Annotated in this window: 25 protein-coding genes; 12 read left to right on the top strand and 13 right to left on the bottom strand. The window is 69.7% G+C overall.

From position 1 onward, the window contains the following. The first annotated feature begins 262 nt into the window (after positions 1-262). The 8 genes from alr to ACV7NL_RS09735 all read left to right on the top strand — a co-directional run bounded on the left by alr (position 263) and on the right by ACV7NL_RS09735 (position 10559). Positions 263-1375 carry an alanine racemase gene (alr, locus tag ACV7NL_RS09770; protein WP_463355537.1) on the top strand — a complete coding sequence of 371 codons (1113 nt, stop codon included), beginning with the start codon at positions 263-265 and terminating at the stop codon, positions 1373-1375. A 48-nt stretch (positions 1376-1423) separates the two neighbouring features. After that, entirely contained in the window at positions 1424-2860 is a 1437-nt protein-coding gene (gene radA, locus ACV7NL_RS09765; RefSeq protein WP_056190041.1) for a DNA repair protein RadA, read from the top strand. 304 nt (positions 2861-3164) lie between these two features. Further along, positions 3165-3770, top strand: coding sequence for a CvpA family protein (locus ACV7NL_RS09760; RefSeq protein ID WP_463355536.1), 606 nt, complete (start codon positions 3165-3167; stop codon positions 3768-3770). 108 nt (positions 3771-3878) lie between these two features. Continuing rightward, complete coding sequence (purF, locus tag ACV7NL_RS09755; RefSeq protein ID WP_056190038.1) at positions 3879-5369, top strand: amidophosphoribosyltransferase; 1491 nt, start codon at positions 3879-3881, stop codon at positions 5367-5369. An 8-nt stretch (positions 5370-5377) separates the two neighbouring features. Further along, on the top strand, positions 5378-6127 hold the full coding sequence (locus ACV7NL_RS09750) for an SDR family NAD(P)-dependent oxidoreductase (protein ID WP_463355535.1): 750 nt from the start codon (positions 5378-5380) through the stop codon (positions 6125-6127). A gap of 840 nt (positions 6128-6967) precedes the next feature. After that, complete coding sequence (locus ACV7NL_RS09745) at positions 6968-8692, top strand: FAD-dependent oxidoreductase (protein WP_463355534.1); 1725 nt, start codon at positions 6968-6970, stop codon at positions 8690-8692. 283 nt (positions 8693-8975) lie between these two features. Then, the gene (locus ACV7NL_RS09740) at positions 8976-9395 is read left to right on the top strand and encodes a dihydrofolate reductase (RefSeq protein ID WP_056478903.1); all 420 of its coding nucleotides are present in this window, start codon (positions 8976-8978) and stop codon (positions 9393-9395) included. Positions 9396-9431: 36 nt separating this feature from the next. Then, positions 9432-10559, top strand: a complete 1128-nt coding sequence (locus ACV7NL_RS09735; protein ID WP_463355533.1) for a carboxylate-amine ligase — start codon at positions 9432-9434, stop codon at positions 10557-10559. A gap of 9 nt (positions 10560-10568) precedes the next feature. Here the strand turns inward: ACV7NL_RS09735 and der are convergent, their stop codons facing one another. From der to ACV7NL_RS09720, 3 genes are all read right to left on the bottom strand, one after another. Beyond that, positions 10569-11927 carry a ribosome biogenesis GTPase Der gene (gene der / locus ACV7NL_RS09730; RefSeq protein WP_056190028.1) on the bottom strand — a complete coding sequence of 453 codons (1359 nt, stop codon included), beginning with the start codon at positions 11925-11927 and terminating at the stop codon, positions 10569-10571. Positions 11928-11973: 46 nt separating this feature from the next. Then, a complete protein-coding gene (locus ACV7NL_RS09725; RefSeq protein ID WP_056190026.1) occupies positions 11974-12687 on the bottom strand; it encodes a tetratricopeptide repeat protein in 714 nt (237 codons plus the stop codon). A 99-nt stretch (positions 12688-12786) separates the two neighbouring features. Then, a complete protein-coding gene (locus tag ACV7NL_RS09720; RefSeq protein ID WP_056190024.1) occupies positions 12787-13395 on the bottom strand; it encodes an NnrU family protein in 609 nt (202 codons plus the stop codon). Positions 13396-13512: 117 nt separating this feature from the next. Between ACV7NL_RS09720 and ACV7NL_RS09715 the strand changes: the two genes are divergently transcribed. Next, on the top strand, positions 13513-14706 hold the full coding sequence (locus ACV7NL_RS09715; RefSeq protein WP_056190022.1) for a hypothetical protein: 1194 nt from the start codon (positions 13513-13515) through the stop codon (positions 14704-14706). On the opposite strand, the gene ACV7NL_RS09710 is transcribed toward ACV7NL_RS09715, so the two are convergent. Further along, a complete protein-coding gene (locus tag ACV7NL_RS09710) occupies positions 14690-15601 on the bottom strand; it encodes a LysR family transcriptional regulator (RefSeq protein WP_463355532.1) in 912 nt (303 codons plus the stop codon). The genes ACV7NL_RS09715 and ACV7NL_RS09710 overlap by 17 nt on opposite strands. A gap of 101 nt (positions 15602-15702) precedes the next feature. Between ACV7NL_RS09710 and ACV7NL_RS09705 the strand changes: the two genes are divergently transcribed. Beyond that, entirely contained in the window at positions 15703-16689 is a 987-nt protein-coding gene (locus ACV7NL_RS09705) for an aldo/keto reductase (protein WP_463355531.1), read from the top strand. Between the two features lie 10 nt (positions 16690-16699). On the opposite strand, the gene ACV7NL_RS09700 is transcribed toward ACV7NL_RS09705, so the two are convergent. Together ACV7NL_RS09700 and ACV7NL_RS09695 are read right to left on the bottom strand one after the other, a co-directional pair. Continuing rightward, positions 16700-19279: an ABC transporter permease gene (locus ACV7NL_RS09700; protein ID WP_463355530.1), complete on the bottom strand. Its 2580-nt coding sequence runs from the start codon at positions 19277-19279 to the stop codon at positions 16700-16702. Between the two features lie 4 nt (positions 19280-19283). After that, on the bottom strand, positions 19284-19997 hold the full coding sequence (locus tag ACV7NL_RS09695) for an ABC transporter ATP-binding protein (RefSeq protein WP_056190016.1): 714 nt from the start codon (positions 19995-19997) through the stop codon (positions 19284-19286). 145 nt (positions 19998-20142) lie between these two features. Between ACV7NL_RS09695 and ACV7NL_RS09690 the strand changes: the two genes are divergently transcribed. Both ACV7NL_RS09690 and thpR read left to right on the top strand, forming a co-directional pair. Continuing rightward, positions 20143-20772 (top strand): arylesterase, encoded by a 630-nt coding sequence (locus tag ACV7NL_RS09690; RefSeq protein WP_463357094.1) that lies wholly within the window; start codon positions 20143-20145, stop codon positions 20770-20772. Positions 20773-20776: 4 nt separating this feature from the next. After that, entirely contained in the window at positions 20777-21316 is a 540-nt protein-coding gene (gene thpR / locus ACV7NL_RS09685; RefSeq protein WP_463355529.1) for an RNA 2',3'-cyclic phosphodiesterase, read from the top strand. A 21-nt stretch (positions 21317-21337) separates the two neighbouring features. On the opposite strand, the gene coaA is transcribed toward thpR, so the two are convergent. From coaA to hisB, 7 genes are all read right to left on the bottom strand, one after another. After that, entirely contained in the window at positions 21338-22309 is a 972-nt protein-coding gene (gene coaA / locus ACV7NL_RS09680; RefSeq protein ID WP_056190110.1) for a type I pantothenate kinase, read from the bottom strand. Positions 22310-22374: 65 nt separating this feature from the next. Continuing rightward, complete coding sequence (locus ACV7NL_RS09675; RefSeq protein WP_056190012.1) at positions 22375-22698, bottom strand: phosphoribosyl-ATP diphosphatase; 324 nt, start codon at positions 22696-22698, stop codon at positions 22375-22377. Between the two features lie 93 nt (positions 22699-22791). Further along, a complete protein-coding gene (gene hisF / locus ACV7NL_RS09670; protein WP_056190010.1) occupies positions 22792-23568 on the bottom strand; it encodes an imidazole glycerol phosphate synthase subunit HisF in 777 nt (258 codons plus the stop codon). An 18-nt stretch (positions 23569-23586) separates the two neighbouring features. Continuing rightward, complete coding sequence (hisA, locus tag ACV7NL_RS09665) at positions 23587-24345, bottom strand: 1-(5-phosphoribosyl)-5-[(5-phosphoribosylamino)methylideneamino]imidazole-4-carboxamide isomerase (RefSeq protein WP_056190008.1); 759 nt, start codon at positions 24343-24345, stop codon at positions 23587-23589. A 47-nt stretch (positions 24346-24392) separates the two neighbouring features. Beyond that, on the bottom strand, positions 24393-25055 hold the full coding sequence (gene hisH / locus ACV7NL_RS09660) for an imidazole glycerol phosphate synthase subunit HisH (protein ID WP_056190007.1): 663 nt from the start codon (positions 25053-25055) through the stop codon (positions 24393-24395). Then, entirely contained in the window at positions 25052-25537 is a 486-nt protein-coding gene (locus tag ACV7NL_RS09655) for a DUF2628 domain-containing protein (protein ID WP_056190005.1), read from the bottom strand. Before ACV7NL_RS09655 ends, hisH begins: the two co-directional genes overlap by 4 nt. Before the next feature lie 40 nt (positions 25538-25577). Continuing rightward, a complete protein-coding gene (gene hisB, locus ACV7NL_RS09650) occupies positions 25578-26180 on the bottom strand; it encodes an imidazoleglycerol-phosphate dehydratase HisB (protein WP_056190002.1) in 603 nt (200 codons plus the stop codon). Positions 26181-26216 lie beyond the last annotated feature (36 nt).

Raw genomic sequence — 26216 nt, 5'->3', positions numbered from 1 at the left:
ATATGAAAACGCGCCGTCATTCCGGGGCGCCGCAGGCGAGCCCGGACCCGAAGGGGCGCGCCACCGGCGTGCAATCCAGTGCCGCTTACAGCGCAAGTCATTGCGCCACCTGTGTTTGTGGATCCCGGGCTCCGCTGCGCGGCTCCGGGATGACGGAGTGCTTCAGAGGACTTTTGGGCTCGCAGGTCCCCATATGCGATCACCTTACCGCAATGGGTCCCCACGGTGCGCCCGGCATCCTACTCTGTGGAAAGGTGAGGCCATGAACCAGGAGATCGTCATCCCATCGACGCACGGCGCTCTCCTGACCATCGACCTCGCCGCCCTCGCGGAGAACTGGCGCCGGCTGGCGGCGCAGGCTCCGGAGGCGGATTGTGCCGCCGTGGTCAAGGCGGATGCCTATGGCTGCGGCCTTGCGCGGGTGCTGCCGGTGCTGTGGGCGGCAGGGTGCCGGACGTTCTTCGTCGCCCACCTGAGCGAGGGCGTGGCGGCGCGTGCGATCCTGCCCGAGGCCAAGATCTACGTGCTCAACGGGCTGCTGCCCGGCCTCGGCCCGACCCTGGCGGCCCATGACCTGCGGCCCGTGCTCGGAAGCCGGGACGAACTCGCCGAATGGGCGGCTCTCGCTGAGGCGTCCGGCCGGACCCGGCCGGCGGCGCTCCACGTCGATACCGGCATGAACCGCCTCGGCCTGTCCATGCCCGAGGCGCTGGTGCTGTCCGGCGATCCGCTGATCGGGCGGGCCGGGATCGCCCTGCTGATGACTCACCTCGTCAGCGCCGAGCTGGCGAGCGATCCGATCAATGCGCGCCAGATGGCGGATTTCGCGGCGGTGCGTGCCGCCCATCCGGGCGTGCCGGGGTCCTTCGCCAATTCCTCCGGCATCTTCCTCGGGGTCGCCGCGCATCACGACCTGCTGCGTCCGGGCTATGCCCTGTTCGGCGGCAATCCGACTCCGTGGAAGCCGAACCCGATGCGGCCGGTGGTGCGCCTGGAGGCGCAGATCGCGCAGATCCGCGACGTCGCTGCGGGTGAGACCTGCGGCTATAACGGGCGCTGGCGGGCGGCCGAGCCCCGGCGGCTCGCGACCCTGTCGATGGGCTACGCCGACGGGTATCCCCGGGCGGCGAGCGGGCGCGGCATCGCCCTGGTCGGCGGCGTGCGCTGCCCGATCCTCGGGCTGATTTCGATGGACCTCATCATCCTAGACGTCACCGACGCGCCGGCGGCGGCGCGCGGCGCGACCGCAACCCTGATCGGCGACGGCCTCGACGTCGACACGGTCGGCCGGGCCGCCGGCACCATCGGCTACGAGATCCTGACGGGGCTAGGTTCTCGCTATGTTCGCCATTATGTGACAGGAACCGGGGCCTGACCTCCGCCTGATCCGGGCGAGTCCTCCGGCTCCTCCAGCGGAATCGCGATGGCCAAGATCCAACAGAGCTTCGTCTGCCAGTCCTGCGGGGCGGTCTACAACCGTTGGCGCGGGCGCTGCGAGGCCTGCAACGGCTGGAACACCATCGTCGAGGAGACCGGCGCCACCGGCCCCCAATCGGGTCCGGTCAAGACGCGGCCGAGCCGGGCGCGCGGTCGGGTCTTCGCCCTGGAGGGCCTGACCGGTGAGGTGCGGGAAGCGCCGCGCATCCCGTCCGGGATCAACGAACTCGATCGGGTCACCGGCGGCGGTTTCGTGCGCGGCTCGGTGATCCTGCTCGGCGGCGACCCCGGCATCGGCAAGTCGACGCTGCTGATGCAGGCCTCCGCCGCCATGGCCCGGACCGGCGAACGCGTGGTCTACATCTCGGGCGAGGAGGCGGTGGCGCAGGTGCGGCTGCGTGCCGAGCGCCTGGGCCTGACCTCGGCGGCGGTCGAACTGGCGGCCGAGACCAATGTCGAGGACATCGTCGAGACGCTTTCGCAGGGGCGCCCGCCGGCGCTGGCCATCATCGATTCGATCCAGACCATGTGGACCGAGACGGTGGAATCGGCCCCCGGCACCGTCACGCAGGTGCGCGGCTCGGCCCAGACCCTGATCCGCTTCGCCAAGACCAGCGGCACGGCGGTGATCCTGGTCGGGCACGTGACCAAGGACGGGCAGATCGCCGGCCCCCGGGTGGTCGAGCACATGGTCGACGCGGTCGCCTCCTTCGAGGGCGACCAGGGCCACCACTTCCGAATCCTGCGCGCGGTGAAGAACCGCTTCGGACCCACCGACGAGATCGGGGTGTTCGAGATGACCGATCTGGGGCTGGCCGAGGTGCCGAACCCCTCGGCCCTGTTCCTGGCCGGGCGCGACCACGCCGCGCCCGGAACGGCGGTGTTCGCCGGTATGGAGGGGACGCGGCCCCTGCTGGTGGAGATCCAGGCCCTGGTCGCGCCCTCGTCGCTCGGCATGCCGCGTCGGGCCGTGGTCGGCTGGGACCCGAACCGCCTGTCGATGGTGCTGGCGGTGCTGGAGGCCCATGGCGGCATCCGCCTCGGCACCCACGACGTCTATCTCAACGTGGCGGGCGGCCTGCGCATCTCCGAACCCGCCGCCGACCTCGCCGTCGCCGCCGCCCTGGTCTCGTCCCTCTCCGGCGCGACGCTGCCACCCGAGACGGTGTATTTCGGCGAGATCGGACTGTCGGGCGCCGTCCGCCCGGTGGCGCAGGCTCCGGCCCGGATCAAGGAGGCGCTGAAGCTCGGCTTCGCCAAGGCGGTGATGCCGCAGGGGCGCGGCGAGGGCGGCGACGGCGGCCTGTCGACGGAGGCGCTCCGCCACATCGCCGACATGGTGGCGGGCATCGCCAGCGGCGGCCCGCGCCGGGTCGGATCGCGCCGGGGCCACAACCCGCCGGATTATGGCGACGACGATTGACGGGACAGACTTGGCGCGACGCGCGCCGGAACGGGAAGATCGCGGCAAGACGATCTCGTCGGCACCGAAGATCAGGGCCTCGCACCCGACGACGGAGACCGGGGCACGATGTCATGTTGCCAGGGACGATGCATCGCGACGGCCCCCCGACCGGGGTCAAACCTGGCCGGACCCCGGCCGGGGATGGCATCCCGCGCCAGGGTGACGGCCGAGGTTCCGCACGATATACAGAGCCGCGGCCGGGGGAAGCCGCACGATCCGGTCATCGTCGCCGCTCCGCCCCATGAAGTGACAATCGTCAGAGATGCCGTTCTCCGTTCTCGATCTCGTCGTGCTGGGTATTGTCGTGGTCTCGGCGCTGCTGGCCGCCGTCCGTGGCGCGACCCGCGAAGTGCTTGCCATCATCGCCTGGGTCGCGGCCGCCGCCATCGCGTGGAAATTCCATCCCCTCCTGCTGCCCACGGTCAGCCAGCATGTGAGCAACCCGACGGTGGCCCTCGTCGCCTCGATCGCGGCGATCTTCCTGCTCACCCTGATCGTCGTGTCCATCCTCACCGTGAAGGTGTCGGACATGATCCTCGATTCGCGCATCGGGGCCATCGACCGCTCGCTGGGCTTCCTGTTCGGGGCCGGACGCGGCTTCCTGATCTGCGTCATCGGCTGGGTGTTCCTGGCCTGGCTGGTGCAGGGCAAGATGCCGCCCTGGGCCTCCGAGGCGCGCAGCCGGCCGATGCTGGAGAAGTCCGGCGAGGCCCTGGTGGCGCAGCTCCCGGAGAATCCCGAGGGTCTTCTGAAGCAGTTCAAGAAGCCGAAGGCCGATACGCCGGCCGATCCGGTCGAGCCGCCGGAGGGCGAGGTTCCGGCCCAGCGCCGCACCGAGGCGCCAGCCACGCCCGCCCCGCGACGCTGATCTGCGTCGCCGTGCGCTTGGTCGCGCGGCGAAGGCCGATTACATGACGGTCATCTGTCGGCGCCTGCGCGGGGATTCGCACGGGGCCAACCAGGGAACGACATCATCATGTCTGTAGCCAAGTCGAGTGCCCGTCCCCCGGTCGAGGTCGTGGACGGGCTCGACCGCGACGGCGATACGCTGCGCGAAGAGTGCGGCGTCTTCGGCATCTTCGGCCACCCGGACGCCTCCGCCATCGTCGCGCTGGGGCTCCATGCCCTGCAGCACCGGGGCCAGGAAGCGGCCGGCATCGTCTCCTTCGACGGGGCGGTGTTCCATTCCGAGCGTCGGCCGGGCCTCGTCGGCGATTCGTTCTCGGACCGCTCGACCATCGAGCATCTCGAAGGCCCGGCCGCCATCGGCCATGTGCGCTACTCCACCACCGGCGGCACCATCCTGCGCAACGTGCAGCCGCTCTTCGCCGAGCTGGCCAGTGGGGGCTTGGCGGTCGCCCACAACGGCAATCTCACCAACGCCCTGTCGATCCGCCGCGACCTGGTGCGCGACGGTGCCATCACGCAATCGACCTCCGACACCGAGGTGATCCTGCATCTCGCCGCGCGCTCCCGTGCGCCCCGCATCGTCGAGCGCTTCACCGAGGCCTTGCGCCAGATCGAGGGCGCCTACGCCATCGTGGCACTGACCAACAAGAAGCTGATCGGCGCCCGCGATCCGCTGGGCATCCGCCCCCTGGTGCTCGGCGAACTCGACGGCCGCTATATCCTCGCCTCCGAGACCTGTGCCCTCGACATCATCGGCGCCAAGTTCATCCGCGACATCGAGAACGGCGAGATCGTGGTGATCTCGGAAGAGGGCATCGAGTCGATCCGCTTCGCGCCCGCGCAGCCGATGCGCCCGTGCATCTTCGAGTACATCTACTTCGCGCGCCCCGATTCGGTGGTGAACGGCAAGAGCGTCTACGCGGTGCGCAAGAATATCGGCCACGAATTGGCCCGCGAATCGGCGACCGCGGCCGACGTGGTCATTCCGGTGCCGGATTCCGGTGTGCCCGCCGCCCTCGGCTTCGCCCAGGAGACCGGCCTGCCCTTCGAGATGGGCATCATCCGCAACCACTATGTCGGCCGCACCTTCATCCAGCCGACCCAATCGGTGCGCGAACTTGGCGTGCGGATGAAGCATTCGGCCAACCGCGCCGTGGTCGAGGGCAAGCGCATCGTGCTGGTCGACGACAGCCTCGTGCGCGGCACCACCTCGGTGAAGATCGTCCGCATGATGCGGGAGGCCGGCGCCAAGGAGGTGCATTTCCGCATCGCCTCGCCGCCGATCACCTATCCGGACTTCTACGGCATCGACACGCCGGAGCGGGAGAAGCTGCTGGCCGCCACCCATGACCTCGAGGGCATGCGCCGCTACATCGGTGCCGATTCACTGGCCTTCCTGTCCATCGACGGTCTGTACAAGGCCATGGGCGAGGCCCGCCGCGACGAGGCCTGCCCGCAATACACCGACCATTGCTTCACCGGCGACTACCCGACCGGCCTGACCGATCTGGCCATCGCGGGGCCGCGCCGCCTCGCCATGCTGGCCGAAGCGGACTGAGCCGGCCGATGAGCACGCCCGAAAAAACCCTCGCCGGCCGCGTCGCCGTCGTCACCGGGGCGTCGCGGGGCATCGGCCATGCCGCCGCCCTGGCGCTGGCCGAGGCCGGCGCCCACATCGTCGCGGTCGCCCGCACGCAGGGCGGCCTGGAAGAGCTCGACGATGCCATTCGGGCGCGCGGCGGCAGCGCCACCCTCGTGCCCCTCGACCTCACCGGTTACGACGCCATCGACCGGCTCGGCGCCGGCATTCACGAACGCTGGAAGCGCCTCGACATCCTGGTGGGCAATGCCGGCATCCTGGGCAATCTCACACCGATCGGGCACGTGACTCCGAAGACCTGGGCGCAGGTGATGGAGATCAACGTCACCGCCAATTACCGGCTGATCCGCTCCCTCGATCCGCTGCTGCGGATGTCCGACGCCGGCCGCGCCATCTTCGTCACCTCCGGGGCGGCGCAGAAGTGCCGGGCCTATTGGGGCCCCTATTCGGTGTCCAAGGCGGCTCTCGATGCCCTGGTGCGGACTTACGCAGCCGAGACCGCGACGACACCGGTGCGCGCCATGCTGCTCAACCCCGGCCCCCTGCGCACCTCCATGCGCAAGGCGGCGATGCCGGGCGAGGACGAGATGACCCTGAAGACGCCGGAAGACCTCGCCCCGCACTTCGTGCGCCTCGCGAGCCCGGATTTCTCGGAATCGGGCAAGATCTACGACTTCCCGAGCGACCGGATCCTGACGCCCCAGATGGCAGGCTGACGCCGCAGCGTCGGCAAAGTCGCCGCCCCCTGGCCGCGACCGATCACCGGTGAAGGCAGCCCCGCTCGGTTCCGAAGCCGCCCTCCCCCTCCCGGCATCGCGCGACCGCGACATCGCCTCCGCGCGATCGTCCCGCTGGCTCTCTCCGACGACCCGGTTCGCCTCGGACGGCCGAACCATGGGCGGAGGCCATCGAGGCTCGGTCGCCACCAGATGGACCCATGCCCCCGCGCGGCATCGTCGTCGCCGCCCGGCGAGGCGGATGACAGCGGCGCATGAGGGCCGCTCGTGCATCGAGCGAGCGGGCCATCCCGATCTGCCGGGATCAAACCGTTCGCGATCGATCTGCACCAAGGCCAGGCTTGGGACGTCTCTCGCGCAGATGCGGGATTCGGGTGCCTTCCCGGCCAGAAGCCCCTCGACCGGCCCCTTGCCTTGCCCGGACCCTTGCCTCGCCCCGACCAGCGGTCGAACTCCTTCCCGTCTCCCGGGTGGTCTCGCAACGCCGCGAAGCGCGAGACGATGGGTCCGCCCACGATCACGCCCGAGGCATAAACATCGTTGCTGATCTAATCAGATCTGCTGCGAGACATGGTACTTCGAGAAGAAATAATTTTTATCAAATAGTCGGCCAGGACGCGGGATCACATTTATCACTGTTCAAGTTGCCCTATATAAACAGGAGCATTTTTCTGTTTCCGATCGCGAATAAATTCGAAAGGTCAGACTGCGCAGAATCCGATTCAATTCATTGACCATATGTGACAAGCCGATATGTGGTTCTCCGTGCTGTATGATCGTCGATCGCGCTTTTGAAGAAACTCCGAGAGACTCCCCATCATGGTTTCGCGACGTTCTTTTCTCGGGGGTGCCGCCGCAACGCTTCTCTATCCGCTCTCCGCTCGGGCCGGACACTTGAGCTTCGACATCGTCGTCTACGGAGCGACCAGCGGCGGTATCGCGGCGGCGTTCGAGGCCAAGCGCCAGGGTCGCTCCGTCGCGTTGGTCGGCGGTTGGCGGGAGAGTCACCTGGGCGGCATGATGTCGGGCGGGCTCGGGTATTCCGATGTGGACTCGCCGCGCGCCTACGGTGGGCTGGCCCGTTACGTGATCGACCGCATCAACGAACGCGCCGGACATCCCCCGGGGACCTTCGCGTTCCAGCCGCGCTTCGCCGAAGCCGTGTTCCAGGATCTGCTGGCACGACACGATATTCCGGTGTTCTGGTCACTGGGGGTCACCCAGGTTCGCAAGGAGAACGGCCTGATCGTCGAGATTGCGACGACGATGGGACAGACCTTCGCGGCGAAAGTCTTCATCGACGCATCGTACGAGGGCGACCTGGCCGACAAGGCCGGAGTGACGACCTTCATCGGTCGCGAGGCCGCGTCGCCGCAGGACCTCTACAATGGCTACCGGAACGTCTTCAACGACGGCGGCGGAAGCAATCACAACTTCGTCCGGCCGCGCTTCTTCCTGAAATTCCTCGCCGACCGCCACATCTACCTCGATCCGTTCGTCACGCCCTCCGATCCGGCATCCGGCCTGTTGCCGGGCGTTCGCGAACGCCCGCAACTGCCCTCCGCCTCGGGGGACGGCGCCGTTCAGGCCTACAACTTCCGCCTGACCATGACGCGGGACCCGCGTGCCCGGGTGCCGTTCGCGAGCACCCCGCCGGACGGCTACAAGAAAGCTAACTACGAAATTCTATTCCGCTATCTCGAGGCGCTGCGCGACGGTGGCTTCCTGAAGCCGACCTCGACGATGGCAGAAGAGAATTTTCTGCTCTGCAACAACATCGGCGACGGCCTCTACGACGTGAACAACCGGGGAGCGGTATCCCTCGACCATGTCGGCGGCTCCTGGTCCTATCCGTCCGCAAGCTATGCGGAGAGAGGCCTGATCTGGAAGGAGCACGAGCGGTGGATTCGCGGCCTCTTCTATGCCTTCCAGCACGAGAACGACCCGCGGGTGACGGAATCCGTCCGGGAATCCATGCGGGCCTTCGGCCTGGCGGACAATCACTACCTCGACCCGTTTCCCGGCGACGAACGCCATTGGCCCTACCAGCTCTACGTCCGCGAATCCCAGCGCATGGTGTCGGATTTCGTGCTCCACGGCGCCGATATCGCGGCCCGTGACGGCTCGGAGCCGCGCAGCCTCAGTACGATCGCGGCCGGAAGTTACAATCGGGACAGTCATCACACGCAACGGATCGCGGTTCCGCTCCCGGTCTGGCACGTTCGCAACGAGGGCAATTTCGAGGTCGGGAATGGCGGAACGGACAAGATCTTCCCCATCCCCTACGAGGTCACGGTTCCTCGGCGCGCCGAGTGTCGAAACCTCCTGGTGGCCTTTTGCGTCAGTGCCACGCACGAGGCCTTCGGCGCATTCCGGATGGAACTGACCTTGATGCAGGTCGGCCAATCCCTTGGCATGGCCGCCGCGATGATTGCGGAGCATCCCTGCTTTCTGGCGGTGCAGGATGTGCCGTATGCGGATCTCCGCCGGCGCCTGCTGCAAACGCCCGAGACCACGAAACCCTATCTGCCGCAGACGAACTGAGGTCCGGCCCTCACCTGGGGGGCTCACCGTGGGCGCTCACCGAGGGGCATTGGCGGTACCCGGCGCGGCGTCATCGATCGGGACGAATTGTCCCCGCACGGGCGCGAAGTTGCGATTCGCAATCGCGCTGACGGTCCAGATCTGCCATCAGCCGATGGACCCTGTCCGTGCGGCGGCCCGATCCGAGAGCGAGCCGCAGCACCCCGATCCTTGCCGGTGCCATCGGTGCGACCCTCCATCGGCAGGTCGCGCCATTCCCCTCCCCTCTTCGGACGAGCCTCTCATGATCGACGTTCGCTGCATCTGCGCCATCGGCCTTCGCGGCCAGCTCGGCCTCAAGGGACACCTGCCCTGGGAGGGCAACACCGACCCGCTCTTCGTCGAGGACGTGACGCGCTTCTTCGCCATCACCATGGGGCACGTCCTGATCGCCGGCCCCAAGACCATCGCGTCGGTGCCCGAATTTGCGTTCAAGGACCGCACCATCGACGTCATCCGCAGCCACGAGGACCCGGAGGCGGTTCTGGCGCGCTATCCCGGACGGCGCATCTTCGTCGGCGGCGGCATCGCGGTCTGGAACGTCTACGCCCGCTATATCCAGCACTGGGACGTCACCCGCCTGCCCTATGACGGCGAGGCCGATCGCTGGTTCGATCCGGCCTGGCTCGTCGGCGGCCCGGCCCGGGCACAAATGCCCGCCTGACGGGTTGAGGGGAGCAAGCAACCGACAAGGCTCCCGATGACGTCCGCCCCCTTCCGTTTCGGCATCGAGGAGGAATATTTCCTGGCGGATGCGGAGACGCGCGGCACGCCCCGGCGCTCGGTGAAGCCCTTCCACGTCCAGGCCGGCGAGGAACTGCCCGAGATCGGGCGCGAACTGCTTCAATGTCAGGTCGAGGTCTGTACGCCGCCCTCGACCGACTTCGCCGGGGCCCGAGAGGTGCTGGCCCGGCAGCGGGCGGCGCTGGCCAAGCTCGGGCGCGAACACGGCCTCCTGGTCTTCGCGGCCGGCACGCATCCGGTCGCGGATTGGGCGCGCCAACTCCCCACCAAGGGCGACCGCTATCGCGGCATCCTGCGGGACGTGGGCCTGGCCGGACGGCGCAGCCTGATCTGCGGCATGCATGTCCATGTCGAGGTGCCGGACCCGGACCGGCGGGTCGACCTCATGAACCGGCTGCTGCCCTTCCAGCCGATGCTGCTGGGGCTCTCGGCATCCTCGCCGTTCTGGCAGGGCAAGCCCACCGGCCTCAGCGCCTATCGCCTCAGCGCCTTCGGCGAGTTGCCCCGCACCGGGCTGCCGGAGCTGTTCGCCGACCCGGCCGCCTATGCGCGCTACGTGCGGATCATGACCCAGGCCGGCTCGATCCAGGATGCCAGCTTCCTGTGGTGGTCGCTTCGTCCCTCGATCAAGTTCCCGACGCTCGAATTGCGGATCGCCGATTCCTGCACCCGCCTGGACGACGCCCTCGCCATTGCGGCGCTCTATCGCTGCCTCGTGCGGCTGGTCGTGCGCCGGCCGGAGCTGAATGCAGGGCTCGACGGCGTTTCGCGCGCGCTGGCGCAGGAGAACCTGTGGCGCGCCCAGCGCAGCGGCACCGAGGCCGAGCTGATCGACGAGGCGAGCGAGGAGGCCGTGCCCTTCGCCCAGGCTTTGGACACGCTGCTGACCCTCATCGCCGAGGACGCCGCCGCGCTTCACTGCGAAGCGGAGGTGACACAGGCCCGTCGCATCCTCGATCACGGCACCAGCGCCGAGCGACAGGTCGCCACCTTCGAGGCCACCCGCAACGGCGACACCTCGAACCGGCAGGCCCTCGACGCGGTGGTGGACTGGCTGGCGGAGACGACGTGTGGGCCGCCGTGACGCCTGTCCTCAGCCCTTGTTCTCGCGGTCGAACGGGTTTTTCGAAGTCCGCAGCGACAGCCGGATCGGCGTGCCCGGCAGTTCGAAGGCCTCGCGCAGGGCGTTGACGAGGTAGCGGGTGTAGGATTTCGGCAGGCCGTCGAGCTGATTGCCGAACAGGGCGAAGTGCGGCGGGCGCGCTTTCACCTGGGTGGCGTAGCGGATCTTGATCCGGCGGCCCGACACCGCCGGGGGTGGATTGCGCTGGGTGGCGGCGCTCAGCCAGTCGTTGATCCGCGAGGTGGAGACGCGGGTGCTCCAGATCTCCTCGGCGTTCGTCACCGCCTGCATCAGCTTGTCGATGCCCTCGCCGGCGAGGCCGGAGAGCGGCACCACGGCGACGCCGCGCACCTGCGGCAGCAGGCGGGTGCAATCCTCGCGCAGCTTCTTGAGCAGGCCGTTCTGATCGGCGACGAGATCCCACTTGTTCAGCCCGATCACCAGGGCGCGGCCCTCGCTCTCGATCAGGTCGACGATGGTCAGGTCCTGCTTCTCGAACGGGATCGTGGCGTCGAGGAGCACCACCACCACCTCGGCGAAGCGCACGGCGCGCAGGCCGTCGGTCACGGCGAGCTTCTCGAGCTTGTCGTCGATGCGGGCCTTACGGCGCATGCCGGCGGTGTCGTGCAGCTTGATCCGGCGGCCGCGCCATTCCCAGTCGAGGGAGATCGAATCGCGGGTGATGCCGGCTTCGGGTCCGACCAGCAGACGATCCTCGCCGAGCATCCGGTTGATCAGGGTCGACTTCCCCGCATTGGGCCGGCCCACGATGGCGACCTTGAGCGAGCGGTTCGACGGATCGTCGTCGTATGCCTCGTCCTCGTCGTCGAGCTTGGGAAGCGCCTCGATCAGCGCGTCGTGCAGTTCGCCGGTGCCCTCGCCGTGCTCGGCCGAGAACGGGATCGGGTCGCCGAGCCCGAGGGAAAACGCCTCGTAGGCGCCGGACATGCCGGCGCCGCCCTCCGCCTTGTTGGCGATGAGGATGACGGGGCAGCCGGCCCGGCGCACCATGTCGGCGAAGGGCTGGTCGGCCGGAAGCACGCCCGCGCGGGCGTCGATCACGAACAGCACCACGTCGGCTTCGAGGATCGCCGCTTCGGTCTGGGCGCGCATGCGGCCGAGCAGCGAACCCGGATCGGCCTCTTCGAGGCCAGCGGTGTCGATGATGCGGAAGACGAGACCACCGAAATTGACGTCGCCCTCGCGCCGGTCGCGGGTCACGCCGGGGCGGTCGTCCACCAGCGCGAGCTTCTTGCCCACGAGGCGGTTGAACAGGGTCGACTTGCCGACGTTCGGCCGTCCGACGATCGCGACGGTCGGCATATCCATGGTGTGCTCGTTTCGATCAGGCGTACGTGAGAAGCGGGTCGAGGGCTCAGCGCGTGACGGGTGGGGGAGCGGCCGGCGCGGCCGGAGCCGCCGCCGTCACGGTGACGGGTCCGCCGGCCACCAAGGCCGCGTAGACTTCGATGCGCTGGCGCAGGTTCTGCGGCGTCTGGGAATCGGCGTTGATCTGGTCGAACCAGCGGCCGGCGCCCTCGTAGTCGCCACGCTTCAGCGCGACGAGCCCGAGCATCTCGCGGGCGGTGTGGCGGAACGGGGCGTTCGGCGCGGCGAGGCCCTGGAGGGTGCCCAGCGCGGCATCGGGGTCGGTGCCATCGAGCCGCAGCAGGGCGGAGCGCAGGCGCGCGAGATCGCGCAGGCCGGTGCTGACCGAGGTGTCGTTGGCGAGGGCGTCGTACTCGGCGGCACCGGCCTTCGCATCGGTCTTGCCGGTCTCCGCCGCCGAGCGGAACCGGGCCAGAAGGGCATAGCCGGCGGGCGCATCGCTCTCGATCGCCTCGAACGCCTTGTCGGCCTCCGCAGACTTGCCCTCGCGGGCGAGGCGGTTGGCGACCTCGAAGCGCTCGGAGGCGGCCTCGGCGCGCACGCGCTGGTCGTGCTGCCAGTAGCGCCATCCGCCCACGCCGGCCACGACGAGAATCGCCAGGGCGATGATCACGCCGCTATAGCGGCGCCAGATCTCGGCGACCTGATCGCGGCGATAGTCCTCGTTGACCTCGCGGATGAACTCGTTGTTTTCGGCCATGTCGTCTCACGCCGCCCGAAACCCCGGCGGCCGCTCAAGAAAGTGGAAGGCCTGCGCCTAGCACAGGCGCAGGCCCTTGGCGACCGGCTTCGAAACGGCTCAGGCCTGGCCCGGCCAGGCGGCGACGCCGATCAGCAGCGGATGCAGGTACTTCCCGAACACGAACCAGACGCCGAGGCCGACGACCACCGCGAGCGCGTCGTTGCGCCAGCCGGCGGGCGCCGCCACCGGGCCGCCGTGCTGGGCCGCGACCGCACCGGCCGAGAGCGCCCGGCGCTTGGCGCTGATGCGGGCCACCACGGCCCAGGCGAGGAAGCTGCCGAACAGCAGGATCGAGCCGAGGTCGCCGTTGGCGAGGAGGTGGGCGGTGGCCCAGATCTTCACCGCCAGCAGCATCGGGTGCTTGGCCTTGGCGCGGATATGCCCCGGCAGGTAGGCGGAGGCGAGCACGATGAAGGCGAGCGCCGTCAGCAGCAGGGACAGGTGGCGGGTCCAGACCGGCGGGTCCCAGACGGCGATGTAGCCGGATTCGCGGTAGAGGTGGAAGCCGTAGGCTATCAGCACCAGCCCGAGGAGGGAGGCCAGGGTGTAGGCCAGCTTGAAGCGCCCCTCCCCGACCTGGCCGACGACCTCGGCCCGCTTGGTCCGCGCCATGGAGAAGGCGTGCGTGCCGAGAAACAGCACGAGGCCGAGAATGAGGATCAACATGGGGGGCTTTCGCGAGAAATGGGCGTCGGTGTGGATAAGCTCGGAGCCGCCGATGCCGGGACAAGCAGACTGTAACGGTTCAAAACCCAATCCTGGTCCGATGTCCAGGCTTCCCCGATGACGCGCCCGTCCCGCCTCGCCGCCCTCGGGCCGGTTCTCGCCCTCGGCTGGCTGCTCGGCGCGGGGACCGCGCAGGCGGCGCCCGAGCCGCCGGTCTCGGCTCTGACGCTGGTCGGGCCTCCGGTGGTGATGTTCAAGGCGACCCGCGACGCCTGCGACGGGGACGACGTGCCGGATGCCTCGGCAAGGGCGTTTCGCGACGCGTCCGGGGCGGTGGCGCTGTTCGGGATGCACTACCGCAACCGTGCCTTCCGCGGCCCGAGCCTGGATGCGCTCAAACTCGACTGCACGGTGGTGCTCGATTCCGGCGGTCAGGCCGATCCCGCCGCCTATGACGACGCCTCCTGGATCACCGCCACCTGGACCGAGGACGGGCGCCGCGTCGCCGCTCTGGTCCATCACGAGTACAGGGCCAACGAGCATCCGGGCCGCTGCCGTTCCGCGGTCTACCTGGAATGCTGGTACAACAGCGTGATCGCGGCGACGTCGCCGGATGGCGGGCGCAGCTTCACCCGGGCGAGTCCCCCGGTGGTGGTGGCCGGCGCGCCCTTCCGGCAGGAGGTCGACCAGGGTCGCCATCGCGGCTTCTTCAATCCCTCGAACATCGTCGGCGACGGAAGGTGGCGCTATTTCCTGGCCTCCACGACCGGATGGCGCCTGCCGGGCAGCGACCAATCGGCCGGGGTCTGTCTGTTCCGTTCGGACAATCCCGCCGACCCGACGCTGTGGCGGGCCTGGACCGGAACCGGCTTCACCGCCGCCTTCCCCGATCCGTATGCGAAGCCGCCCAAGCGGCCGGCCACCTGCGCGCCGATCGCGCCGTTTCCGACCCCGGTCGGCGCGGTGGTGCGGCACCGGGCCAGCGGCGCCTGGATCGCGGTCTTCATGGCCAAGGCCGGCGAGGGCTTTCCGCAATCGGGCTTCTACTGGACCACCTCCCGCGACCTCCTGGCCTGGGACCAGCCCCGGCTGCTGCTGGCAGGTGCGACCCTCTACGACGATCCCTGCCGGGCGCCCGGCGGCCTGATCGCCTATCCGTCGCTGCTCGATCCGGACGCGCAGGGGCGCAACTTCGACGATACCGGCGATCGCGCGATCCTGACCTACGTCACCCTGCGCACCGAGGGCTGTACCATCACCTCCGACCGCGACCTCCTGCGGCGGACCCTGGCGATCAAGGTATGGCCGTGAGGTCGGGCTCGGGGCGGCGCACCAGATCGATAAAGGCCTGGAGCGGCGGCGGGATCTGGCGCCGGCCGGCATAATACAGGAACAGCCCGGGGAAACTCGGGCACCAGTCGGGCATCAGGCGGACCAGCCGACCGGACGCCAGGTGCTCGACGACGCTCTCCTCGAAGACCAGTCCGAGTCCGAGCCCCGCGAGGGCCGCCTGCACGATCATCTCCTGGTCGTTGACGATGAGCGGTCCGTCGACGGAGACCGCCACCGCCCGCCCCTCCTTCTCCAGTTCCCAGCGATAGATCGCACCACCCGGAAAGCGCTGCCGGATGCAGAGGTGGCGGCCAAGGTCGTCCGGACCTTCTGGGTGCGAACGCCCGGCGAGGTAATCGGGGGACCCCACCACGGCGAAGCGCTGCGCCCCGCCGAGCGCCACCGCGATCATGTCGCCGGCAAGATGCTCGCCGAAACGCACCCCGGCATCGAAGCCGCCGGCGACCACATCGGTCATGGCATCGTCGGCCACGACCTCGACGCGGACAGCCGGATAACGGGCGAGGTAGCGCGCCACCAGCGGCATCAGGACGAAGCGACAGGCCGAGCGCGGGGCGTTGATCCGCAGGGCGCCCCCAAGCGTCGCCCGGAACGCTCCTGCCGCCCCCACCGCCTCGGCGATCTCGGCCAGGGCCGGCCCGATCCGGGCGAGCAGCGCCGCTCCCGCCTCGGTCGGAGCGACGCTCCGGGTGGTGCGATGGAGCAGCCGCAGGCCCATCCGGGTCTCCAGGCCCCGGAGGGCGTGGCTCAGCGCCGAGGTGGAGACGCCGAGTTCGAGGGCCGCCCGGCGGAAGCTGCCATGCCGGGCGATGGCGGCGAACACCGTGAGGTCGGCGAGATCGCTGCGCTGCATTGATGAATCTCGCTCAACGGTTCGTCCGGGCGGGTCGATCTTATCGCCTCAGGTCCCGCATGGCACATCGCGGGGGCCAATCTCGAATCCAGGAGCCGCCCATGCGACAGCAACCCCTCGGCCAGACCGGCCTCACCGTCTCCGTCCCGGGCCTCGGCTGCATGGGCATGTCGGAGTTCTATGGTCCGTCCGACGAGACGGAATCCCTCGCGGTGCTCGCGGCGGCGCTCGATCGCGGCTACGATTTTCTCGACACCGCCGACACCTACGGCCTCGGCCACAACGAGACCCTGCTGGGCCGCTTCCTGAAGGGCCGGCGCGACCGGGTCGTTCTCGCCACCAAGTTCGCCATCGTGCGCCCGCCCGACAGCACAGAGCGGCGCATCGACAATACGCCGGCCTACATCGCCCGCGCCTGCGAAGCCTCGCTGACCCGCCTCGGCGTCGAGACCATCGACCTCTATTATTGCCATCGCCGCAATCCGGAGACCCCGCTGGCCGAGATGGTGGGCGCGATGGCGCGGCTGGTCGAGCAGGGCAAGGTGCGGGGGCTCGGCCTGTCCGAAGTCTCGCCCGAAACCCTGCGGGCCGCCCACGCGATCCACCCCATCGCGGCGGTGCAGAGCGAGTATTCCCTGTGGAGCCGGGCGCCCGAGGACGGGATGCTGGAGACCTGCCGCGAACTCGGCATCACCTTCGTGGCCTACTCGCCGCTCGGACGCGGCTTCCTCACCGGTGGCCTCGACACGGCCGGACTCGCGGCGGACGATTTCCGCCGGGGCAATCCGCGCTTCCAGGCCGATGCGCTGGCCCGGAACCAGGGCCGGCTGGACGGGCTCGGGGCCATCGCGGCGCGCCGGGGCGCCGGTGCGGGGCAGATCGCCCTCGCGTGGCTCGTCGACCGGGCGCCGGGCGTGGTCCCGATCCCGGGCACCCGGCGGGCGGTCCGACTGGCCGAGAACGCCGCGGCGATGGACCTCGCGCTGACGCCGGCCGAGATCGCCGAACTCGACGCCCTGTTCGATCCCGGCGCCGTCGCCGGTGCCCGCTATGCCGAGGGTGGAACCGCCGGCATCGAGGTGCTGTGAACCCGGTGCCTCAGAACTGGCGCAGGTAGGGCGCGGGCTTCTGGCCGAGGATGCGCCAGGTGCCGGCGAGGCCGAGGACGATCGCGAAGGCCACCGCCAGCGCGGCGGCCACGATCGCGCCCGACAGGTCGAGGGTGAACTCGAGCTTCATCACGCGGGTGACGATCACCCAGCCGGCAAGGGTGCCGGCGGCGAGACCGAAGATCGCCGTCGCCAGCCCGAGGGCGCCGTATTCGAGGGTGTAGGCCGCGAGCAGGCGGGACCGGGTGGCGCCCAGGGTCTTGAGCACGACGGCATCGTAGAGCCGGGCGCGGTGGCCCGCCGCCAGCGCACCCGCCAGCACGAACAGGCTGGCCACCACGGCGATGCCGCTGGCGCCACGGATGGCCAGGACCAGCTTGGCGACGATGTCGCTGACGGCCTCCAGCGCCTCCTTCACCCGCACGCTGGTGACGGAGGGATAGGCCCGGGCGACATCCCGCAGGATGGTGGCCTCGGCCTTCGCGTCCGGCCCGTTGGGCAGGGTCAGGGTGGCGAGGTCGGAATGCGGCGCCCCCCGGAAGGTGCCGGGCGTGAACACCATGACGAAGTTGATGCCGAGCGAGCGCCATTCGACCTTGCGCAGGTTGGCGATCTTCGCCGTCAGGGTACGCCCGAGGACGTTGACCGTCACGGTGCTGCCGACCTTGAGATCGAGCTTGCCCGCCAGTTCGGCATCGAACGAGACCAGCGGCGTCCGCGCCTCCTCGGCATTCCACCACGTGCCGGAGACCAGGGACGAGCCCTCGGGCAGATCCTCCGCGTAGGTGATGCCCCGATCGCCGTCGAGGACCCAGGCGGCATCCTCCGGCGGCTTGATCTCGCCCGCCGGGACGCCGTTCAGGGCGGTGATCCGCCCGCGCATCATCGGCACCCGCTCGATCTTGGCGCCCGGGGCCTGAGCGCCGAGGAAGCCGTGGAACGCATCCGCGTCGCTGGACGGGATGTCGAGGAAGAACAGGTTCGGGGCCTTGGCCGGCAGGGAGTTGGTGAGCGTACGCCGCACGTTGGCGTCGATCAGGCTCAGGGTGACCAGGAGGGTCACGCCGAGGCCGAGGGAGAGCACGATGGCGGGGGTGAGCGCCCCCGGGCGATGCAGGTTGGCGAGCGCCATCCGGGGCGCGGCCCGACGCGGGCGCGGCAGGCGGCGGGCGAGCGCCATCAGCCCGACGGCGACGAGGCGCAGGAGCCCGAAGGCGAGCCCGGCGGCGATGATGAAGATCAGCGCCAGACGCCGGTCGAAGGCGGTGACCAGGGCCAGGGCGACGAGCCCGGCCAGGGCCGCGCCCAGGATGAGGCGATAGCGCAGCCGCGTCCGGATCGAGCCCGGATCGACCACGTCGCGGAACAGGCCCGAGACCGGGATGTCGTGGGCGCGGCCGAGGGGCAGGATCGCGAAGGCGAGCGCGGTCAGGAAGCCGTAGGCCGCCGCCAGGGCCAGTTCGCCCGGCGCCAGCGTCGGATTGAGGGGCAGCGGCAGGGCATCGTGGAACACGGCGTCGAGGCCGAAAGGCAGCGCCGCGCCGACCGCCAGCCCGATCGCGATGCCGAGGGCGGCGATCAGCAGGACCTGGGTGAGATAGAGAACGACGACCTGCCCGCCCGGCGCGCCGACGCTCTTCAGGGTGGCGATGGCGCCGCGCTTGCGCTCGACGAAGGCCGCGACCGCATTGGCGACGCCGACGCCGCCGACGATCAGTGCGGTGAGCCCGACCAGGGTCAGGAACTGGGTGAAACGCTCGATGCTCTTGGCGAAGCGCGGGTCCGCATTGGTCCGCGCCCGCATCTCCCAGCCGGCATCCGGGGCCGCCTTGGCGATGGCGGCGACGCGGGTGTCGAGTTCGGCATCGGCGACGTTCGGAACCTGCAGGCGGTAGCTCCAGCGATTGAGACTGCCGGGCCGGATCAGGTCCGAAGCCGCGAGCGCCGCGTGCGAGATCAGCACGCGCGGCCCGAAGCCGATGCCGTTGGCGATGCGGTCGGGCTCCGACACCAGGGTGGCCCGAATCGCGAAGGGCTTGCCCGCGATGGTGATCCGGTCGCCGACCTTGAGGTCGAGGCGCGTCAGCAGCACGGGGTCCGCCACCGCACCGGAGGCGCCGTCGCGCTCGGCCAGCAGATCCGCCAGGGGCTCGGCCGGATCGGTGACGAGGTCGCCGGCGCTGGGATAATCGGCGCCGACCGCCTTCAGCTCGACCAGGGCGGCACCGGTCTCGCCCGCCACCGCCATCGCCCGCAGGGTGGTCACCACGGAGACCCTGCCCTGGGCGTCGAGGGCAGCCCGCTCCTCCGGCGTCGCCTCCCGGTTGATCAGGCTGTAGGTGAGGTCGCCGCCGAGGATTCGGGCGCCCTCGCGGCCGAGCCCGTCGGTCAGCGAGCGCGAGATCGAGGCGACGCCCGCGATGGCGGCGACCCCGAGCGCGATGCAGGCGAGGAAGACGGTGAAGCCCGCGAGACCGCCGCGCAATTCGCGCAGGGCGAGCCGCAGGGTGAGCGGGACGCGGGGGCCGGCCCGCCGGGGCGTCGCGGTTTCGGGAAGGGTGCCGTGCATCGGATCAGGCCTGGACCGGCGCCGGCGCTTCCACCCGGCCGGAGCGCAGGCGGACGGTGCGGTCGCATAGGCGCGCGAGGCCGGGATCGTGCGTGACCAGCACGAGGGTGGCGCCGCGGTCCCGCTTGAGGGCGAACAGCAGGTCGACGATCTGCCGACCGGTCGCCTCGTCGAGATTGCCCGTCGGCTCGTCGGCCACGAGGATCGCCGGGTTCGGCGCGATGGCGCGCGCGATGGCGACCCGCTGCTGCTCGCCGCCGGAGAGCTGGGCCGGGTAATGGTGCAGCCGGTGGCCGAGGCCGACCGCCTCCAGCTCGGCCTGGGCCCGGCGGTGGGCGTCGGGCTGGTCGGCGAGTTCGAGGGGCAGGGCCACGTTCTCCAGGGCCGTCATGGTCGGCACCAGGTGGAAGGCCTGGAACACGATGCCGATGCGACGCCCGCGAAAGCGCGCCAGGGCGTCCTCGTCGAGGGTGCCGAGATCCGTGCCCTCCACGACGATGCGACCCGCATCGGGCCGCTCAAGCCCCGCCATCACCATCAGGAGGGTCGATTTGCCCGATCCGGACGGGCCGACCAGGCCGACCGCCTCACCGGGCGCCACGTCGAGGGAGATTCCGCGCAGGACGTGGACGCGCGCCGCGCCGCGGCCGAGGCTTAGGTCGATGTCAGAGAGGGCGATGGTCCGCGCCGTCGGCGCCGTGGGCTTGTCGGACTTCAACGGGCGACCGATCTGTGGGCAACTGAGGTCATGGTGAACCGAGGGTCGGGGTTGTGATCGAATGGGTCTGTGTGGAGTCTCACGTCTCGCCGATATGGTCCGGGCGCAAGCGGCGCGCCATGCCGGTCTCGGCCTCGCGGCCATGATGACGCTCTTTGCCGCACTCGGGCCGGGCGATACGCCCGCACGCGCCGCTGCCGACACGCCCCCCGTGAAGCTCGTGGCCTTCGGCGACAGCCTCACGGCCGGATATCGCCTGCCGGCGGATGCCGCCTTCCCGGCCGTGCTGGAACGGGCCTTGAAGGCCCGCGGTCGCGCCGTCTCGATCGCCAATGCGGGCGTCTCGGGAGACACCACCACGGGCGGGCTCGACCGCCTCGACTGGTCGATCCCGGACGGGACGGACGGGGTCATCCTGGAACTCGGCGCCAACGACATGCTGCGCGGCACCGACCCGGCGGTGACCCGCAAGGCCCTCGACGCGATGATCGCCCGGCTGAAGGCGCGCGGAATCCCGGTCCTCCTCGCGGGCATGAAGGCCGCCCCCAATCTCGGGCCGGATTACGTGGCGCGCTTCGATGCGATCTATCCGGACCTCGCCGAGAACTACGGCCTCGTCCTCTACCCGTTCTTCCTCGAGAGCATCCTGGGCGATCGGCAGGCCCACCTCGATGACGGCCTGCACCCGAACGCCAAGGGGGTGCAGGCCATCGTGGCCGGCATCCTGCCCACGGTCGAGAGCTTCCTCGATCGCCTGACGCCGCAGGGGCGCTGAGGCCGTGCCCCGCCTGTTCACCGGGCTGGAGATCCCGCCGGACGTCGCCGAGGCGCTATCCCTCAAGCGCGGTGCCCTGCGCGGCAGCCGTTGGATCGAGCCATCCGATTATCACGTCACCCTGCGGTTCCTCGGCGACGTCGAGGTCGAGATCGCCGAAGCCCTGCACGCGCGGCTGGCCGAGGCGCGGCCCCGGGCGCCCTTCGCCGTCACCCTCGACGGATTGGCGAGTTTCGGGGGCGACAAGCCCCGGGCGATCCTCGCCACGGTGGCGCCGAATGCCGAACTCGGCGATCTCCAGGCCGAGCACGAGCGCCTCGCCCGCCAGGCGGGGGCCGAAGCCGAGCGGCGAAGATTCACGCCCCACGTCACCCTGGCACGCCTGCGCCGCGAGGCCGGCGCGGAGGATGTCGCCGCCTATCTCGGTGAGCGCGGATTGTTCACATCGCTGACCTTCACGGTGGAGCGGGTCGCGCTGTTCTCGGCGCGCGAGTCGAAGGGCGGCGGCCCCTACGTGGTCGAGGCCGCTTATCCGCTGGGATAACCGGTTGATCGCGCGCCTTTCTCAGAGCCGGCGCAGGGCCACCGTCTCGATGCGGTGGCTCGCCCCCTTGGCGAGGATCAGGCTGGCCCGCTGGCGGGTCGGCAGGATGTTGTCCCGCAAGTTGGGCAGGTTGATCGTCGTCCACAGGGTGTCGGCGATCTCGATCGCCTCCGCCTCCGTCACCTCGGCATACTTGCGGAAGTAGGACAGCGGATCGCGGAAGGCGGTCTGGCGCAGGCGCAGGAAGCGGTTGACGTACCAGCGATGCAGGTCGTCCTCGTGGCCGTCGAGATAGATCGAGAAGTCGAAGAAGTCGGACACGAACGGGATCGCGGTGCCGTCGCGCGGCAGGCGCGCGGGCTGGAGCACGTTCAGACCCTCGACGATAAGGATGTCGGGCGATTCGATGATCCGCTCCTCGCCCTGCACCACATCGTAGACGAGGTGCGAGTATAGCGGGGCGGCCACGCGCTTCTTGCCGGCCTTGATGTCGGTGAGGAAGCGCAGCAGCGCGGCGGTGTCGTAGCTTTCCGGGAAGCCCTTGCGCTCCATCGCGCCCATGCGCTTCAGCTCGGCATTCGGCAGGAGAAAGCCGTCGGTGGTGATGAGGTCGACCTTCGGGGTGTTGGGCCAGCGCGCCAGGAGCGCCGCCAGCACGCGGGCCGAGGTCGATTTGCCGACCGCGACCGAACCGGCGAGGCCGATGATGTAGGGCACCTTGGTCTCGTGCTCGGCCAGCAGGAAGCGCTGGGTCGCCTTGAACAGCCCCTGCGTCGCCGCGACGTAGAGCGAGAGCAACCGCGACAGCGGCAGATAGATCGCCTCGACCTCCTCCACCGAGATCGGATCGTTGAGAGATTGGAGCCGGGCCACTTCCTCGGCGGCCAGGGTCAGAGGGGTGTCGGCGCGCAGCTGCGCCCATTCCTCGCGGTTGAACAGGCGATAGGGCGAGAGCCGCTCGGAGCCCTCGCCGGTCACCGGGTCGTGACCCATCACCGGATTCTGTCCCCGAATGGCGGGACGTTCGGGCCGGCCCATCGGCATGGGGGGCTCGGCGTTCACGCGGGCCTCCGTGCGGCCTTCTCGGCGATCCCGCTCTGGACCGTCCGCCGCTGCAATTCAGCCAGCACCTCGTCGAGGGCGATGCCGCCCCCGCGCAGCACAACCAGGAGGTGATAGAGCACGTCCGCCGATTCGCTGACGAGGCCGGCGCGATCACCCTGGACCGCGGCGATCGCGGCCTCGACAGCCTCCTCGCCGAGTTTCTTGGCAGCCCGGGCGGGGCCACCGGAGAGGAGCTTTGCGGTGTAGGACGTCTCGGGGGAGGCCGCCGCACGGTCCGCGACCAGGGCTTCGAGGTCGCTGAGAGTAAATTGGGTCATACCATCCTGATCCCGGCGAACCGGGCTTATCGTGCCATGCAACCAAGCGTGCGGCACGATGGATCATGACGCAAGGGCTGCGACAACTCGGCCTCAGGGATCGAGGCGCATGGAAAGGCCGGCCGCGGCCATGTGGGCCTTGGCCTCGGAAACGGTGTGCTGCCCGAAATGGAAGATCGAGGCGGCCAGGACCGCGCTGGCGCCGCCATCGCGCACGCCCGCCACCAGATCGTCGAGACCGCCGACGCCGCCGGAGGCGATGACCGGCACCGAGACGGCGTCGGCGATGGCCCGGGTCAGGCCGATGTCGTAGCCGGAGCGCATCCCGTCCCGATCCATCGAGGTCACCAGCAATTCTCCGGCGCCGCGGGCGGTCACGGTGCGGGCGAAGGCGATGGCGTCGATGCCGGTCGGTTTGCGTCCGCCATGGGTGAAGATCTGCCATTGCGGCGGCGCGTCGGGCGCGGAGGTGCGCTTGGCATCGATCGCCACGACGATGCATTGGCTGCCGAACTTCTCCGCCCCGCGCGCCACGAAATCGGGATCGTTGACCGCCGCCGTGTTGATCGAGACCTTGTCGGCCCCGGCCAGCAGCAGCGTGCGGATATCCGCCACCGTGCGGATGCCCCCACCGACGGTGAGCGGCATGAAGCAGGCCTCGGCGGTGCGGCTGACCACGTCGAGCAGCGTTCCGCGATCCTCGTGGCTCGCGGTGATGTCGAGGAAGCAGAGTTCGTCGGCTCCGGCCGCGTCATAGGCCTTGGCGGCCTCGACCGGATCGCCGGCATCGCGCAGTTCGAGGAACTGCACGCCTTTCACGACGCGACCGTCCTTGACGTCGAGGCAGGGGATGATGCGGGTCTTGAGCACGGGGGTCCTCGAACCGGATCAGGCCGCCGGACCGGCATCGGCCGCGCCGGTGGCGCGCCGGATCGCCGCCAGGGCCTCACGCGGATCGATGCGGCCGTCGTAGAGGGCGCGGCCCGTGATGGCGCCGGCGAGCAGCGCGCAATCCGGCTCCAGGATGCGGTGGACATCCTCGATCGAGGCGAGGCCGCCGGACGCGATCACCGGGATGGTGACGGCGCGGGCGAGGCCGAGGGTCATCTCGATGTTGAGGCCCTTCAGGATGCCGTCACGGGCGATGTCGGTGTAGATGATGGCCGCGACGCCGGCATCCTCGAACCGGCGACCGAGTTCCTCCGCCGTCATGCTGGAGGTGGTCGCCCAGCCTTCGACCGCGACGCGGCCGTCCTTGGCGTCGATGCCGACCGCGATCTTGCCCGGATAGAGACGGGCCGCCTCGCGCACGAAGGCGGGATCGCGCACGGCGGCGGTGCCGATGATGACGCGGCTGACGCCCTTGGCGATCCAGGCCTCCAGCGTACGCATCTCGCGGATCCCGCCGCCGAGCTGCACCGGCAGCCTGGTGCGGGCCAGGATCGCGTCGACGGCGTCGGCATTCATCGGGGCGCCCGCGAAAGCGCCGTCGAGATCGACCACATGCAGCCAGGAGAAGCCCTGTTCCTCGAAGACGGCGGCCTGCGCGGCCGGGTCATCGCTGAACACGATGGCCTGGGCCATGTCGCCCTGGACGAGGCGGACGCAGCGTCCTTCCTTGAGATCGATGGCCGGGAACAGGATCACGCGTCGGTTCGCTTTCGGGTGGACGGTTCAAAAGTGGGGTGCGGGTCTCAGGGGCGCCAGCGCAGGAAGTTGGCGAGGAGCGCGAGGCCGAGGTGCTGGCTCTTCTCCGGATGGAACTGGGTGCCGGCGACGTTGTCGCGCGCCACCATCGCGGTCACCGCGCCACCGTAATCGCTATGGGCGACCCGGTCCTCGGACCGCTCCGGCGACAGCGCGTAGCTGTGCACGAAGTAGGCGTGCAGGCCGCCCTCGCCGGTGGGGATATCGGCCAGCAGCGCGTGCTCGCGGTCCACCTGCAGGGTGTTCCAGCCCATATGCGGCACCTTGAGGCCCGGATCGGACGGCTGAATCGGTCCGACATCGCCGGGAATCCAGCCGAGGCCCGGCGTCGTGTCGTATTCGAGGCCGCGCGTCGCGAGGAGTTGCATGCCGACGCAGATGCCGAGGAAGGGGCGACCCCGCGCATGCGCCGCATGGGTCATCGCCTCCACCATGCCGGGCACGGCGTCGAGGCCACGGCGGCAATCGGCGTAGGCGCCGACGCCGGGCAGAACCACCCGGTCGGCCCGCGCGACGGTCTCGGCCTCATCGGTCAGGACGATCCGCGTCGCATCCAGGCCGGCCTCGCGCGCGGCGCGCTCGAAGGCCTTGGCGGCGGAGTGCAGATTGCCCGAGCCGTAATCGATGATGGCGACGGTCTCGACGCTCACCGGCGCGTCTCGCTGAAGGGGAACATGCCGATGGCGAGATCGCTCGGTGGGACAGCGAGTCCGCCAGAGGGGGCCGAGGACGGCCGTGCGGGGGGCGCGCCTTCGAGCCAGCGGGCGGAGGCCTTCATCTCGGCTTCCTCAGTGCTCGCGGCGATCACCGCATCCCGGACCGGTCGCCCGACCCGGGCATAGGTCCAGCGCCGCAGGGAGGAGGCTTCGAGGCCGATCAGGATCGAGACCAGGAGCGCGATGATCGACGCCGCCACCGGCGTCAGGCCGAGGAGGCGTCCACCGAGCGCCACGCCGGCGAGGAGCACCAGCACGCCGAGGCCCGCGAGCCAGAGACGGTGGAAGAAGAACCACAGGGGTCCGAAGGCGAAGGCCGGCCAGGAGAAGCCGTCCGGCACCAGATGCGCGCGTTCGAGGCCGTAAGCCTCGCCGGCCAGGGCGTCCCGCTCCGGGTGCAACGTATAGGTGCGCATCACGTCTCGCATCCTCCCTGCCGAGCCGCCCCGAGGCGGATCAGAGCGATCCCTTCGTGGAGGGAACCCGACCACCCTCGCGGGGATCGATCGCCACCGCCTGGCGCAAGGCGCGGGCCAAGCCCTTGAAGCAGCTCTCGGCGATGTGGTGGGCGTTGTCGCCGTACAGCGTCTCGACATGTAGAGTGAGGCCGGCATTCATGGCGAAGGCCTGGAACCACTCGCGCACCAGTTCGGTGTCGAACTGCCCGATCTTCTCGACCCGGAACTCGGTGCGAAACACCAGGAACGGGCGGCCGGAAATGTCGATGGCGACGCGGGTCAGCGCCTCGTCCATGGGTAAGTGGATGTCCGCATACCGGGCGATGCCGCGCTTGTCGGCCAGGGCCTGCGCAACCGCCTGCCCAAGGGCGATGCCGGTGTCCTCCACCGTGTGGTGATGGTCGACGTGGAGATCGCCGGACACCGCGACGTCGAGGTCGAACAGGCCGTGGCGGGCGAACAGTTCGAGCATGTGATCGAAGAAACCGACGCCGGTCGAGACGGTGGCGCGTCCGGTTCCGTCGAGATCGACCGAGACGCGGACGTCGGTTTCCGCCGTCTTGCGGCTGATGCTGGCGAAGCGCCTGGCCTCTTGGGTCACTGATCGGTTCCGGTTCTTCGAGACGAACCCGCCTTC

The sequence above is a fragment of the Methylobacterium sp. Ger2507 genome (genome assembly GCF_055231875.1).
Note: the sequence above shows the minus strand (reverse complement) of the source record. Positions and strands in the feature narration are given on the sequence as shown.